The following is a 14,970-nucleotide window of genomic DNA, read 5'->3' as shown; positions in this document are numbered from 1 at the left end:
CGATGCCGACCAAGACCGACCGCATCCTCGGGTACCTGCCCGGCACCTTCCGCCCGGTTGCGGCCCGTTCGGCGCTGCGCGCCGTCGTCGACGCCTTCGGCGGCGAGTTGCAGCTCGGCGAGAACCTGCTCGCCGAGGTGATGCAGGCACACTGGGTCGGCTTCGCCGACCGCGGTGCCGCCGAGGTGGACGACCTCGCCCGGATCGGTGCGCTCTACGGGCTGCTCCCCCGCGGCGACGAGACCGTCGAGCAGTTCCGCGAGCACCTCCTGCGCTACGTGCGCACGCTGCTCGGCGGCACGGTCACGGTGCCCGGTGTGCTGCGGGTGGCGGCCGACGCGCTCGGGTTGACCATTGAGGACGGCGCGCAGGAGCTGGACAGCTGGTGGCGCCGCCCGGACGCCGAGCTGGTGACCGCGGAGGCTGACCGGGCCGACGCCGCCACCCTGCTGCTGGGAACACCGAGCCTGGACGTCTCCGGCACACCGGCGCGGCGGGCCGAGATCCACGGCACCCCCGACCTGCGCGGCGGCGTGAACCTGCGCGACCAGCGCTTTCTCTACGTCGTTGTGGACGACGGCACCCCCGCCGTGGTCAACCTGAGCGAGGGCGCGGGCGACGCCGGCGCCGTGTCGCTCGAGCACATCACCACCCGCCTTCGCACCCGGCTGGGTGCCGGCGCCGCCCGCGCATCCGGCGGCCGGCTGGTGCTGAGCAGCCCGACGGCCGGCCCCGACTCCCGGCTGGAGGTGCGGGAGGGGCCGGACGACGCGGCCACGGCAGTGCTGGGCCTGCTGCCGCTGAGTTACCGCGGCACGAACGAGACGGCGGCGGTACTGGCCGGCGCGGTGGACCTCGCCGCTGGCGCAGACCTCACCGGCGCCCGCTACCTTCGCCTGCTTGCCGACGGCGTGCATCTGGCCGAGGTGGACTGCGCAGCCGACGACCCCGCGCACACCTTCCTCGACCACATCCGGGACGCGATCAACGCGGCGCTGGGGTTGGGCGTCGCCTCCCACGACGGCCGGCGCCTTACCCTCATCTCGCAGACCTTGGGAGCGGCGAGCACGATCGAACTGCGGCGGGCGGCCGCGCAGGACGCCGCCGAGCGATTGTTCGGCGTCGCCGTGACCACCCGCGCCGGACAGGACCCCCAGCCGGCGCGGGTCACGGGCACGATCGAGCTGCGCGATGGTGTCGACCTGCGCGAGGCGTCCCAGCTGCGGTTGCGGGTCGACGACGTGCCCACCGTGACCGTCGACTGCGCCGGTGCGGTCCCGGAGCGCACCCGGCTCGACGAGATCGTCGCGGCGATCAACTCGGCGGTCGGTGCCGATGTCGCCACCGCGGTCGCAGGCCGGCTCCAGCTCACGTCGCCGAGCACCGGCGAGCTGGCCGAGGTGGCCCTCGAACCGGTCACCGGCGACGCCGCCCCGGTGTTGCTCGGGCTGCCGCCGCGGCTGGCCGAAGGCGCCGCCGCGACGGTGGCCCACTACACCGGTGGGACGGATCTGTCCGCGGGCGTGGTGGTCGCGGCACGGTACCTGTTCGAGCTCGCCGTCGACGGCGGCCGGTTCGCCCGGATCGACCTGCGCGGTGGCACCGGCGAGCAGCCGCGGCTGTGGCTGGACGACCTGGTCGACCGGGTCAACCGCGCGCTGGGCTCCGGGTCAGGTGATCCCGGTTCAGGGGGCTCCGGCTCCGATGGTGCCACCCACGACGGCGTGCATCTCGTGTTGCGGTCGCGGCGTCCGGGCGGTGGCAGCCGGCTGCAGGTGCGGCCGGTTTCCGCCGAACGCCGGCGGCGCTTCGTCACCCGGGCGTTCGTCACCGGCGAGGCGGCCCGGACCCTGTTCGGCGTCGACCGGGCCGGTGCCCGCGGGGACGACGCGAGCCGGGCCGCTGTGACCGGCACCGCCGACCTCAGCCACGGCCTCGATCTGTCCTCGGCCCGCTACCTGCGCCTCGCCGTCGACGATGCGCCGCCGGTGGACGTCGACTGCGCGGGGTCGCGGCCGCGGGCGACCGTCCTGGACGAGATCGTCACACGGCTGAACAAGAAACTGCTCCAATCGGACGATCAGCCACCGGTGGCCACGCACGACGGCCGCAGGCTGACGCTGCGCTCACCGATGGACGGTCCGGCCAGCCGGATCGCCTTCGAGGTGCCGCAGGCGCAGGACGCCCGGCGGCTGCTTCTCGGCGACGCCGCGACGTTCGCCCGCGGCCAGGATGCGGGCGGGGTCACGTTCGTCGCCGTCACCGACCTGCGCGGTGGCGTGGAGCTGCCGCCGCACGCAGCCCTGCGGATCGGCGTCGACGGGGCCGACGCCGTGCAGGTCGCGCTCACCGGCGACGAGGGTGCCCGGTGCTCGCTCGGCGCCTTGGCCTCGATGCTGAACGTGGCGCTCGGCGGCAGCTTCGCCTCCCACGACGGGACCCACCTGGCGCTGGTCTCGCCGAGCCGGGGACCGGGCGCCCAGCTGCGTATCGAGGCGCCCGAGGGCGAGGGCGTCCACGACGCGACCGCGGCGGTGCTCGGCGTCACACTGCGCACCTACCACGGCAGCGACGGCCGCCAGGCCCGGATCACCGGTCTGGCCGACGTCGGCGGGCCGCTGGACCTGCGCCAGGCCCGGTACCTCGTCCTGTCGGTGGACGGCCGGCCCGAGGTGAGCGTGGACTGCGCCGCCAAGACCGCCTACCCCGCCGACCTCACGAAGGTCACGGCCCTGGAGGTGACGGCTGCCGTGAACACCGCGATGCAGGCCGCGATGCAGCCCGCGGTGGCCTCGTTCGTCGACAACCGGCTGGTGCTGGAATCCACGCTGGCCGGGACGGCGAGCCGCGTCGCCGTCTCGGCCTACACCGGCGGCGACGCCCGCGCCGTGCTCTTCGGGCCGGGCGTGGCGCCGGAGAGCACGGGCCTCGCCGCTCAGCCAGCCATGATCACCGGTACGGTCGACCTGTTGGCCCCGGCTGATCTGTCGGAGCGTTCCCGGCTCCTCCTTCGGGTCGATGGCGACCCGCCGCGGGAGATCGACGTCGCGGGTGTCTCGCCGGCGCAGACCACCCTCGCGGAGGTGGTCGCGGCCATCGATGCAGCGCTGCCCGGTCTGGCGACGGCAACCGCGGACCAGCGGTTGCGGCTCACCTCGCCGACCACCGGTCCCGGCAGCCGGCTCGAGATCCTCCCGCTGCGCGGCCTGGATGTGATCGAGTACCCGCCGGCCCAGCGGACGCTGCCGGTCCGCTGGCTGCACCACGGCGACCCGGTGATCCTCGACAACGACGGTGCCGGCGATGCGTCCCTGACGGTCCGGGTCGAGGCACCGCAGGGCAACGGCGGTCCTGCCTTGATCGAACGTGATACAGGCCGGATGGTCGCACTGCTGCGCCCACTGGCAGCCGGGGACGCGGCGACGCTGTGGCGGGCGCCGGACGGCGCCATCCGCGCGCAGGTCGAGTCCCCGGCGGGCGCGGTGCCGGTCCCGGTGCCGGCCACCGAGCTTCGTGCCGGGCACCTCGGGGCGTGGGTGCGAGTGCCGACCCCCGAAAAGCTGTGGGCCGGCCCATGCGGCGTGCCCGGCGGCGGCCTGGCGCTGGACAACCCCTGGGCGCCGGCCGTCGACCAGCTCCTGCCCAGGGCCGCCGGGCTGAGCGTGGAGGTCTCCCCGGCGCAGGTCGACGCCGGCAGCTTCGACTCCTCCGACCGGCCAGACGCCGATCCGGTTGCGCTGACCGCTCTGCTGGTGCACGCCGAGGACGGCTGGCGGCTCGAGGATGCCGGCGGCGCCCTGCTGCTCGCGGCGCGGCCGGGCGGCGAGGTGTCACTGGCCGACCATGCGGGGGCGGTGGTCGGGGTTGTCGGCACGTTCCACCGCGCGGACCCGCCGTTCCTGCTGGTGACCGCACTGTCCCGGCGGTTCGACGTGACGCTGCGTCCGGCCGGGCCAGCCGCCGGCGACGAACCGGAGTCGTACCCCGGCGTCACCATCGGGGAGTCCGCCGTCGAGCCGCATTCGCTTGCCTGGCAGGTGACCAACGGTGAGCGGCCATCCCGGCTCGCGCGCGTCCGCCAGGCGGTGAAGGGTGACGCCCTGCTCCTGGAGCGCGGCCGCAGCCGGTGGCAGGTGCTGGAGTGTGCCGGCAGCCGCCTCGACGGCGCCGTGTTCGGCGCTGCCCGAACCGCACCCGACGACGTCCACGCGGCCCGCTTCGCCGGTGGGCCGTGCCGCTGGCCGGGGATTTTCGACGTCAGCGACTACATCACCGGCGGTGAGCCCGTCCAAGCGGTCTTCGCCGCGAGCGGACCCGTGAACCCGCCGTCTGGCTGGGTCTTCAGCTGGCTGCGGCACACCCCCGGCGCATTCGAGGTCAATCTGCCGGCCGACCTGCCGGCCCGGTTCGGCGGCCGGTTCGACGAAGCCCGGTTCGCCAGCGACCCGAAACGGCCCGAGCTGTATGAGCACGTGGTCACCGAGCCCCCGGACGACGACGACAACCTCGTCGCGCTCGTCAACGCGCGCTCGGTGTTGCTGCGCGCCGAGCCGGTGGTCACGCTGCCGATCGGCTTCAGCGCCGTGACACTGCCGTTTCGCACCCCGAGGCACCTCAGCGGCGGCAGCGGGCCGAACCACGCCCGGCTCTATCTGCGCGAGGAGGGGGCCGCCGGCTTCATCCTGCTTCAGGCGCGACAGAACGGCCCGGACGGAAACCTGATCAATGTCAGCGCCAGGCCGGCCGGCCCGGCCCGGTTCGACGTGTCGGTGGCGGCCGACGGTGCTCGGTTCGAGTCGGCACGGGCGATCGTCGCCGGCCCGGCGGCGTCGCTCACCGGCCGCAGCACGATCGAGCCATCCCCGCTCGGCGTCAACGAGGCGAAGGCCGCCGGCACCCGGGTGAGAGTCACCCGCGACCACAGCGGCCCGTGACCGTCGATCGGCACACCCACACACCTTCGACCCCCTGGAGCAACCGATGACCGAGCAGACCACCCCCTACATCGACCGCAAGCCCGGCGACCTGATCACGGCGGACGACTGGGTGCGACTCCAGCACCTGATCCAGGAGGACATCGCCCGGCAGGTCACCACAGCCGTCCAGGGCATCACCAGCGTCGCGCAGTCCCAGGACGCCGAGAAGCTCGCCGGGCTGACCCCGGACGCCCTCGCCGCGCAGATCCTCGACTACGTGCAGCGGCAGCTGCCCAAACGCACCGGGTACCTGAGCGTGTTCCGCCGGCTGGAGCGCGGCAAGGAGTCCGTGATCGACCACAGGCTGGGAACCTGGCCGCTGGTGAGCATCTTCCAGTTGGACTACTTCAAGGTCGTCGCCGCCGAGGACGGGCATGTCTTCGGGACGTTGGCCACGTTCTACCTGCACCACAGAAGCGAGAGCCGGATCCGCTACCGCCCGGAGAACACCCCGGAGGGCGCCCTGCAAGCGCTGGAGATCGACCCCGGCTCCGGGCATCCCTACCACATTCCGTGGAAGCACATGCTGGAGCTCTACGGCGTGCAGATGCCCGACGACGCCACCCTCGACGAGGTGGAGAGCGAGTTCTGGAGCAGGTTCAACGCCGCACCCAACGACCGGTTCGACGACGACCAGTACTTCCACTCCCCGTGGTTCGATCGTTGCTGCGGCGAGCGCCGGACCGTCCGGGCGCTGGCCCGGGACTGGGACGACCTCTACTTCCAGATGCGCCCTCGGTTGACACATAACTACACGGGTAGCGGCGACGGACAGGACGGCCCGCCGTTCCCCGCGCCGTCGAAGGTCCAGGCGGTCCAGTTCGATCTGCAGTCGGTCGGGCTGACCCTGCTCGACATGCCCAAGGTGCCCCAGGATGACAACGACGGGGACGACTTCCCGGCACCCCCTACGGACCACCTCAAGGTCCTCGTCCTGCTGAAGGTCTAAGCGATGCGGCGGCGTGAGCATTTCGACGGCGCCGGCGCGCCCTTCGAGGGCGACCGCACGGTATGGCTGCGGTCGATCCCGCAGGGGGCGCGGTTGAGTTCCGCCGTGCTCACGCTGACTCCGGTCGCGCCCGCGGGTTCGCCGATGTTCGAGGAGATCATCTCGTTCAGTGGCGAGGTTGGGACCTGGGGGGCGACCCTGTCCCGCGGCGACATGCCCGGCCTGCGGTGGACCGAGCTGGACTTTCACCAGCGGCGCACGCTGACCCGGATCCGCGGCGGCAACCTGACCGGTGCCGAGCTGCAGGTGGACTTCGGTGGCGTGTATGTGCGGCTGAACAACCGGGGCGCGCCGCTGAGCCCGAACGACGCCGTCGCCGATGTGTTCACGCTGGCTGCCGACGGTGCCGTCCCCGGGCTGACGGCGTCGAAGTTCAAGCTCACGCACACGACCAATCCGCTTGCGGTCGGCCTGGTGACGCTGCGCTCGACGCCGTCCAACCTCGTGGCCCGCGCCGGTTCGCAGCCGGCGTTCTGGTCCCGTCCCGGCGAACTGGTACGTGCGGAAAGCACCCCGGACGTGGCGGCCGCGCTGCAGGCGGCGCTCGCCACGGCCGTGGTCGAGGACGGGTTCTACCGGCTGCCGCTCGTCGTCCACTCGGACACGCTCTGCCGGCTGGAGCTGGAGCTGGCCATGGAGTTCACCGTGGCGACGCCGGCTCTGCCAGGCGGCCTCACCGAGGCGACCCTGACCTACGACTACGCGGGCGTCCCGCGGACCGGCGGCGTGGCGCTGCGCCTGTCGGTCCCGGCGGGCGCCCGGCTGGTCCCCGCCGGCACGCGGGCCAGGGCGACCGGTGCCTTCCAGGACTCGCGGATCGGCCACGGCCCGACCGGAGCGGTCACCCCGGCCGGTGCGCTGCCGCTCACTGCTGCCGAGTCCCTGGCCTGCCCAGTCGTGCTCGCCGACGACCTGGCGGTCACGGCCGTCGACCTGCTGCTGGCCGCGACCACCCCGACGGCCACACTGCTGCTGGACGTTGTGGCCGACACCGACGGCAAGCCCTGGAACGAGCCGTTGCTACCCCACCCCGTCGCCGTGCGGCTCGAACGCGGCACGGACGGTGGGCCCCGGTGGGTCAACGCCCTGCTGCCTGTTGCATACATCTTCCGCGCCGGGCAGCGGTACTGGCTGACGCTCCAGATCGAGCGCGGGGAAGCGGCCTGGAGCGTGCTGGCCGCTGCGGCTCCTTCGGACGCTGCGGTCATCCAGCGCAGCGTGGACGGCGGGTTGTCGTGGCGGCAGGCGAGCGCCGGCGGCGTCGAGCGCGCCGACGGCCTGTTCCGGCTGCGGATCGTCCCCGCCCACTTCACGATGCCGGTGGAGGTGGAGGTCGGGGAGGGCGCATCCGCGCGTCGGGTCGGCCTGGAGCGGCTGGCCCCGCTGGGCCGGGTGGAGATCGACCTGGCCGCCGAGGAGATCCTCGACGGGGTCAACGCCGTCCTGGCCGCGGCGCCCGGTGCCGAGGGCTGCCCAACCGGTGAGCACGTGCGCAACGGTGACTTCGCGCACTGGCGGCGGACGGCGGAGCTGCCCACCGGGTCGCGGCTGTTGGACGGTGTCGGCTTCCCGGTGCGGCGGGTCGCGGTCGCCGCGGATGGCTGCCGTGCGTTCGTCGCCGGTGGTGCGCCGGCCGAGGGCACCGGGGGTTTGGAAGCGGCGGCGGTGGTGGGGGGGACCGTTCTCGCACGGATGGCCGCGATCGATGTCTTCGCCGACCACGTCGCGGTTTCGACCGTGGCCATGGACACGGGTCATTCCCTGGACGGCCTTGCCGCCGACCCCGACGGGCGCTACGGCTATCTTCTGCTCGACGGCGTCACCCTGGTGACGCTGGATGCCGGCACCGGCCTGACCACGACCGCCACGCTGGCCCACAGCGGTCTGACGGCAGTGGCGCCGGCCGTGGAGGGAACGACCCTGTACCTGGCAGGGACACACCGCGTCATGGTCGTAGGCGGCGACGACACGACTGTGCACAGCGTCGTCGCCGTGCCGGCGTCCGACGTCCGCGCCGGGGACACCCAACTCGGGGGCGCCGGGCAGCTCTGGGGCGCTGAGGCCATCCTGACCCAGCCGCCCGTGGACCTGGCAGTCAGCCCTGACGGCTCGACGCTGTGGGTTCTGACCCGCGGGGACGGTGACTCGGCGCTGGTCGCGATCGACACCGGGCGGCTCACCGTCCAGGGGCCGGGGATCCCGCTGGCCCCCGCCGCGACCCGATGCGCGCTCAGCGCCAACGGTCGCGCCGCCGCCGTCGTGCATTCCGGATCCGCCTCGCTGAGCGTCGTCGACCTGGCGTCAGCAGCGGTCCGCAGCCTAGACCTGCGCCTGAGCGATGGTGACAAGTCGACGGCCTCGGGCGTCGCGGTCAGCGGGGACGGGCGCCATGCGTTCGTGACCCTGGAAGCCACCGGCGCTGTGGCGGTCGTGGACCTGGCGCAGTCCCGCGTCGTGGATCGGGTGACGGTCGGCCACGGGCCGGTGGACTGCGTGATCACACCGGACGGCGAGCGAATATACGTCGCTGATAGCACGGAAAGCACGGAAAGCACGGAAAGGTTAACCGTGCTGACCGCCGGTGCCCTGCTGCCCGAGGACTGGGTGGTCACGGCCGGTACCGTCCGGCCCTGGTGTCTACCGCCGGGCGGTCGGGTTGCGGTGATCGGCGCGCGGCCGGCGGTAGGCGACGACCTGCCGCCGGCCGCGACGGCCGCGCTCGCCCAGGTCATGCCCGTCTCCGGTGGATGCCGGTACGAGCTGACCTTCGTGGCCCTGGCCTCGGTCTCGGGCGCGAGCGCCGAGCTGCACTGGCGCGGGCCGGGGTGCAGCGTCGAGCGCACCGACGAGGTGCCGATCCTGGCGGGGCCTACGGGGAAGGGCAGCGGGCCGATGACGCACCTCCCCCGGAAGCCGGCGGTGCGGCCGCGGCCGGAGCTCCAGCCGCACCGCGCCGTCCTGGCTGCACCTGCCGGCGCCGAGCAGGTGGAACTGCGGTTCCGAGCGCAGGCCGGGGTGGTGGCCGTGGTGGACCAGGTCTCGCTGCGCGCCACCGAGAACGTGCTGACCAACGGAAACCTGGCGCTCGACGGCGACGTGTTCGCCGGCTGGGAGGTCAGCCCGCCGGCTCCCGCCGGATTTGCCGCCACGGCCGCGTCAGATCACGTGCTGCTGGTCAACGGCGCCGGCGTCGCGGTGACGGTCGCGCAGCGGGCGAGCGTGCAGGCCGGTCGCCGGTATCGCCTCCTGATCGACGCGACAACGCCGTCCGCGGACGGCGTGGCGCCGTCGGTGGAGGTGCTCTGGTCGGCCGCCGGGAGCTCGACCGGGCCGGTGCTGTCGGTGCCGCTCACATCCTCGGCCGCGACCCCGCAGCTCAGAATCGGTCAAGCCCCCGCGGGCGCGGACACGGCGCAGGTGCGCGTCGTCCTGCCGCCCGGGTCGGTACTGCGACTCGGGCGGGTGACGTTGGACGCGGTGGCGATCACCGAGGTTCCCGTCACCTTCATCGCTGCGTCGCCCGGCGAGCTGACGGTGACGGACTGGCAGATCACCTATGACGTCGACGAGACCCCGCGGGTGCCGCCGCTGCCGGCCGGCGGGCTGTGCCGACCCGGCCGTTCGCAACCCGTGCCGGGCGAGGGCCCGGTGGATGCGTGCTACTGCGGCACCTGCCAGGGCGAGCACCAGCTGCTTGATCCCGAGCCCACCGCGACGGCGTCAGGTTTGGCTGCGACCCGCTTCACCTGCGCCAACTGCGGCTCGGACGTGGTGCTGCCGGGTAAGCCGGGACTGCGATAGGTTGGTCTCGGTCCGTGACTGGCATGCCTGTGGCGTCGACCCTGGCCGACGCCGTCTTACCGGCCGGTGGCGTCTCACCGGGGTTGGTCGAGCACCAGGGTCCATACGGTCGCGCGGGAGTCACCGGATGCATCGGATGTGGATGTGCCGGCGGCGGTGATGGTCGCACCGGTGACAGATGATGCATACATCCTGATACTCGGCGTTGCCGTTGGAGGCGCTTGCTCCGCCGGGATGATGTCCTGTTGTTGGCAGCCCCGCAGTTGCTCGTCGCAGAGCCAGATCACCGGCCGGCGCCTGCCGGGGGTGTCGAGGATCGACCCACCGGCCATCAGCCGACCGTTGGATGTGAGGGCCAGGACGGTGACGACCGCGTCGGGCGGTAGGTCGGTCGGGACGTCCTGCCAACCTCTTCCGTCCGCCGACCGCCGGAAGTGGGCCGATGTACCGGCACCCTCGGGTTCCTGACCCACCGCGAGCAGGGTGCCGCCGGGCAGCGCCACGACCCGGTCGAGGGTCTGGGTGCCCAGACCGCCGGCCCCCGTCACCGTTTCCCGCCGCCAGGTCTGGCCGTCGGTGGAGCGCCACACGGCGACATCCCCGTCGTGATCGGTGCCGCGGTCGACGCCGACGGCCAGTAGGCCGCCGGGCACCGCGACGACGTCGCTCATCTGCCCCGGGCTGCCATTGGGATCACCGCCGACCGCCTGCCAGGTCCGCCCATCCGGGGAGACCCATGCTGTCGGTACTGCCTGGGAGGGTCCGGCGCCCGGGGGTGCGGTCCATCCGACCGCGACGAGCCGGCCGCCGATGCTGGCGACGCCGGTCATCACGCCCGGTCCGGAACCGGCCGGTGACCTCACCACTGCGGGGGTCCAGGCCGAAGTGCCATCGGATGACCAGGCTGCCGGGCCTCGGTCAGACCCGCCGGACCCGCTGCCGGACCCACTGCCGACGGCCACCCGGCCGCCGCGCGGGTTGTCGGTGAACCCGTACACGGCGCTGCCGGGCGCGGCGTCGGCCGTCAGCAGGCCTGCGGTGAGTCTGGCGACCGTCGAGGAGCCCACGGCCGGTCCGGTGGATCTTGTACTGCCTGGACCAGAGGACTGCGGGGCGGACGTCGACGACGATGGGCGCCCGGTCGCCGCGAACACAGCGGCGAGGATCGCCGCGATCACCATCAGCGCGATCAGTCCACCCACCGCGGCCACGCGCCGGCTCTGGTTGCGGTAGCCCTCGTCCGACGGTCCGAGGTGTATGCGCAGCGGTTCGTCGCGGTCGGTCAGCCGGACGTCGCGGGTGCGTACCTGCGGCGGATGCAGTGGCTGGTCGTAGGGCTCGTCGAGCCCGGCCTGGGTGAGGTCGACCTCGACGGTCACAGCTGGCCGGGCCGGAACGGGCAGCGGCGCGAGCAGGTCCGCGGCCAGGGCCGCCGCGGCACTGTCGGCGCTTCGCGCGGTGCCGCGGTCGGTGGCCTGCGTATCGGGACTGGTGTCGGTACTGCCGCGAACGTCGGCATCGGACGGGGTCGCGGCGGGCCGCGCCATCGTGCGGAGCTGCGGTGTCTGCGGTGCCCCCTGAACCCGCTGAACCCGCGGTGTCTGCGGTGCCCGCCGTGACAGCCGTGCGCCGCCGGCGATCGCCGCGCCGAGACAGACCGCGAACTTCGGGTGCGTGTCCACCGTCACCAGCACGCGGAACTCCCGCTCGACCAGCCGGGCGACCAGGGGAATGCGGCTCGACCCACCGACAAGCAGGACCCGGTTGAGGTCCGCCGGCTCCACCCCGGCGGAACGGCACGTGCGCCGGAACGTGTCAAGGGTTCGCAACACCATGATCCGTACGGATTCCTCCAGGTCATCACGGGTGAGTCGGACGGTCCGGTTGCAACCCGGGATGATCACCGGGATCTCGGCCTCGGTATCGGCGGACAGCGCCTCCTTGGCCGCGACCGCTGCGGCGTGCACCTGGGCGACCGCACGGGCCGTCTCGGGGTCGGTCAGATCCTGGCGTTGCCAGGGCGGGCCGACCGTCCGCGCGATGTGGTCGAGGACGGCCTCGTCGATGTCGATGCCACCGATGTCGTCGTCACCGCCGGGTTCGCCGCACACCTCGAAACCACCGTCGGTCTTTCGCAGCACCGTCGCGTCGAAGGTGCCGCCGCCGAGATCGTAGACACCGACATGATCGCCTGGGGTGAGGCGGTCCTGCGCCGCGTAGTGTCCCGCGGCTGCCACCGGCTCCGAAAGGAGCCCGACGTCGGTGAGGCCGGCGAGCCCAGCGGCCTGTTCCATCAGGTCCTGGCGGTGACCGGACCAGGTGGCGGGGCGGGTCAGCATCACATGGCCCGGCGCCTGCGATTCACGCTCGGTGACCTTACTGACGACAAATCTGATCATATCGGCGACGAGGTCGGGTATCCCCACCCATGTGTCGGCGAGTCGTACCGGCACGTCATCGCCGAACCGGCGCTTGAACTCCCTTGCCACCCGGGACGGATCGGTTATGGCACGCCGTTCCGCGGCCTCACCGACCAGCATTACTCCGTCGTCACGCAGGAACAGCACGGACGGTACCGTCCTCGCGCGTTCGCCGAGGTCGACGACCTCAGCCCGCCCGTCCCGCCAGATCGCGGCCGCGGTGAACGTGGTCCCGACGTCGATGCCGAGGGCATAGGTCATGAGGCGGCGGCCAAAGCGAGCATCGTAGGGAGCGCCAGCGAGCGAGGAGCGCAGCGGAGGACGCCGCCGGGGTACACGGTCATGAGGCGGCGGCCAAAGCGAGCATCGTAGGGAGCGCCAGCGAGCGAGGAGCGCAGCGGAGGACGCCGCCGGGGTACACGGTCATAGCGCGTTGGTCATCCTAAAAGTGAGCGTTCACTCGGGCACGGCGTAGCAGTTGGCGCCCTTTACCGACTGCCTGAGCGCGGGCAGCACCTTCGCGCAGTAGCCTGTCGCGTCCTGATAGCTGGCGAACCCGTCCTTGAGGACCACGTACTCGCCCTGATCGGGCTTGTCGGTGGGCTCGCGAAGCCGCTGTGACCGGCGGCTGTCCATCAATTGGACCACTCCCACATCCGGCAACCGCTGGATGTCGCTGATGAACTGCTGCGCGGCCTGGTTGTCGGTCGCGACGCGGTCGTCGATCGCGAAGGCGTGGAAGATGACGTAGATCCCCTGCGGCTCTACCTGCCCAGCGGCGCCGGTGGGGCTGACACTCGTTGTCGGTCCCACACTCGTTGTCGGTCCGACGCTCGGGCTTGGGGTGGGGCTCGGGCTGGTGGGGGCCACGGGTGCGGTCGCGGCGGTCACGGCCGCGGTCGGTGTCGACGTCCTCGTCGGCGCCCGGGTCAGCAGGGCTGCGCCGGCTGTCGCGACGATACCGATCACCAGCGCCGCGCCGGCCAGCTTGACAGCTGCCCTGGGTATGACCGGGACCTGTTCGAAGACGGCATCGAGCTGGCCCTCGACCACCTGTCGGTCGGCTCCGCTCGTCCGGGCCTGGTTCGTCCGGGCCTGGTTCGTCCGGGCCTGGTTCGTCCGGGCCTGGTTCGTCCGGGCTTGGTTCGTCCGGGCTTCGTCGGTTCGGGTTTCGTCGGTTCTCGCGTAGACCAGCCGGACGGGGTGGCGCACCATGGTGCCGCGCAGGAACGGCCGCACCGCCCGTGCCTTGAGGAACACCTCACCGGACCCGCCCGGTTGGACCTCGACGCTCGTCGGCGTGAGGGCGTAGCCGAGCGCGCCGTCCTCGTCCGGGACGGACAGGCGGAGTAGGGCCGGGGCGGTACCGCGATTGTCGAAACGCGCGATCCAGCGGGCTGTCCACCGCCCGCGCCGCACTTTCGTGGTGATGACGGCGGCCGTGATCTCGTGAATCGCGCCGACCGTTATGTCGCCTTCTTCGACGGCCACCCAGTTGCGGTTCTCCCGCGAGCGGCACCGTAACGCGAACGGTATCTTTCCCACCGGTGTCCCCGGGCCGGTCGGCGGCCGGAACAGCAGTTGAACGGTTTCCTCAACCCCGCGGGTGACCGAGATCTCCGCTGGGATGACCTCGGCCCACCCCGACGCCGCCCCTAACACGTCAAACGTGTACCGCTCGACGAGGTCGCCGTCGTAGCGGACCGTCGCCGTCGTCTGTACCAGTTCACCCGGCCGGACCTGCAACCGGGTCTCGTGGAGACGAAGTTCGGGATCCATACCGACTCCGTTCCCTCCAGCTCCCTACAGTTCCGGCCGCTGTTTACGTCCCCGCCCGCCACCAGCGATGGCACACCCCGACCATACGACGGTTCGACATGCCTGTGCCCACCGGTCGCAGGTCGTTGCCCGCAGGGACGATCAGAGCACCCGACGGTGCGGACAACTTTGCCCTTTCGGTTCGTTCCCCACGGCCGGGATGGCCTCTACCATGGCCCTTGCCGTGTGATTCCTGGGGGGAGAAGCCCATGACCGACCCTTCGGCGAGCGTGTCCGAAGTCGAATGGTTCGCCGAACGCTACGAGGAACTCGTCCGTAACGTCGAGCTTTTCGTCCGGGGTAAGCGGGATGTCATTCGTCTTGCCCTGGTGTGCATGGCGGCCGAGGGCCACCTGCTCATCGACGATGTTCCCGGGGTCGGGAAGACCTCCCTTGCCAAGGCCATCGCGAATTCCATCGACGGAACGATGCGCCGGATCCAGTTCACCCCCGACCTGCTTCCCACCGATGTCACCGGCGTGCAGGTCTGGGACGAGCGCAGCCGGGAGTTCGAGTTCCGGCCCGGAGCGGTGTTCGGGAACATCGTGCTTGCCGACGAGGTCAACCGTGCCTCGCCGAAAACGCAGGCGGCGCTCCTGGAGGTCATGGAGGAACGCCAGGTCACGGTGGACGGCGTCTCCTATGAGCTGGCCCGACCCTTCATGGTCATAGCGACCCAGAACCCGGTGGAACACGGCGGTACCTACGACCTCCCCGAAGCCCAGATTGACCGGTTCATGATCCGGATGGAAATCGGCTATCCGCGCCACGAGGCCGAGGTGGAGATCCTGGAGAACCGGGCCCGCGGCCAGACGCTCAATGAGGTGAACCCGGTACTTTCCAGCGCCGAGGTGGTCCGGATGGCCGACATCGCACGCCGCGTCCACCTTTCTCCGGCGGTGCTCGGTTACATCGTCACGATCACCGCGGCGACCAGGCGCATGCC

At 72.0% G+C, this 14,970-nt stretch carries 6 protein-coding genes; 4 read left to right on the top strand and 2 right to left on the bottom strand.

Annotated features, from left to right (window positions below):
* Window positions 1-2 precede the first annotated feature (2 nt).
* From U9977_RS09110 to U9977_RS09100, 3 genes are read left to right on the top strand one after another with little or no spacing between them, the layout of a single operon-like run.
* The gene (locus tag U9977_RS09110) at window positions 3-4,934 is read left to right on the top strand and encodes a hypothetical protein (protein WP_322748762.1); all 4,932 of its coding nucleotides are present in this window, start codon (window positions 3-5) and stop codon (window positions 4,932-4,934) included.
* A gap of 46 nt (window positions 4,935-4,980) precedes the next feature.
* Window positions 4,981-5,925: a hypothetical protein gene (locus tag U9977_RS09105; protein WP_322748761.1), complete on the top strand. Its 945-nt coding sequence runs from the start codon at window positions 4,981-4,983 to the stop codon at window positions 5,923-5,925.
* A gap of 3 nt (window positions 5,926-5,928) precedes the next feature.
* Window positions 5,929-9,786 carry a YncE family protein gene (locus U9977_RS09100; protein WP_322748760.1) on the top strand — a complete coding sequence of 1,286 codons (3,858 nt, stop codon included), beginning with the start codon at window positions 5,929-5,931 and terminating at the stop codon, window positions 9,784-9,786.
* A 74-nt stretch (window positions 9,787-9,860) separates the two neighbouring features.
* Here the strand turns inward: U9977_RS09100 and U9977_RS09095 are convergent, their stop codons facing one another.
* Both U9977_RS09095 and U9977_RS09090 read right to left on the bottom strand, forming a co-directional pair.
* Window positions 9,861-12,467 (bottom strand): Hsp70 family protein, encoded by a 2,607-nt coding sequence (locus U9977_RS09095; protein ID WP_322748759.1) that lies wholly within the window; start codon window positions 12,465-12,467, stop codon window positions 9,861-9,863.
* Between the two features lie 195 nt (window positions 12,468-12,662).
* Window positions 12,663-13,985 carry a hypothetical protein gene (locus U9977_RS09090; protein ID WP_322748758.1) on the bottom strand — a complete coding sequence of 441 codons (1,323 nt, stop codon included), beginning with the start codon at window positions 13,983-13,985 and terminating at the stop codon, window positions 12,663-12,665.
* 248 nt (window positions 13,986-14,233) lie between these two features.
* On the opposite strand from U9977_RS09090, the gene U9977_RS09085 reads away from it, so the two are divergent.
* Window positions 14,234-14,970, top strand: a 737-nt coding sequence (locus U9977_RS09085; RefSeq protein ID WP_322748757.1) for an AAA family ATPase, incomplete at its 3' end; no start/stop codon positions are given.

It is taken from the genome of Protofrankia sp. Cas8 (assembly GCF_963555845.1).
GTDB lineage: Bacteria > Actinomycetota > Actinomycetes > Frankiales > Frankiaceae > Protofrankia.
The sequence above is the reverse complement of the archived record's forward strand: the minus strand, read 5'-3'. Positions and strand labels throughout refer to the sequence as shown.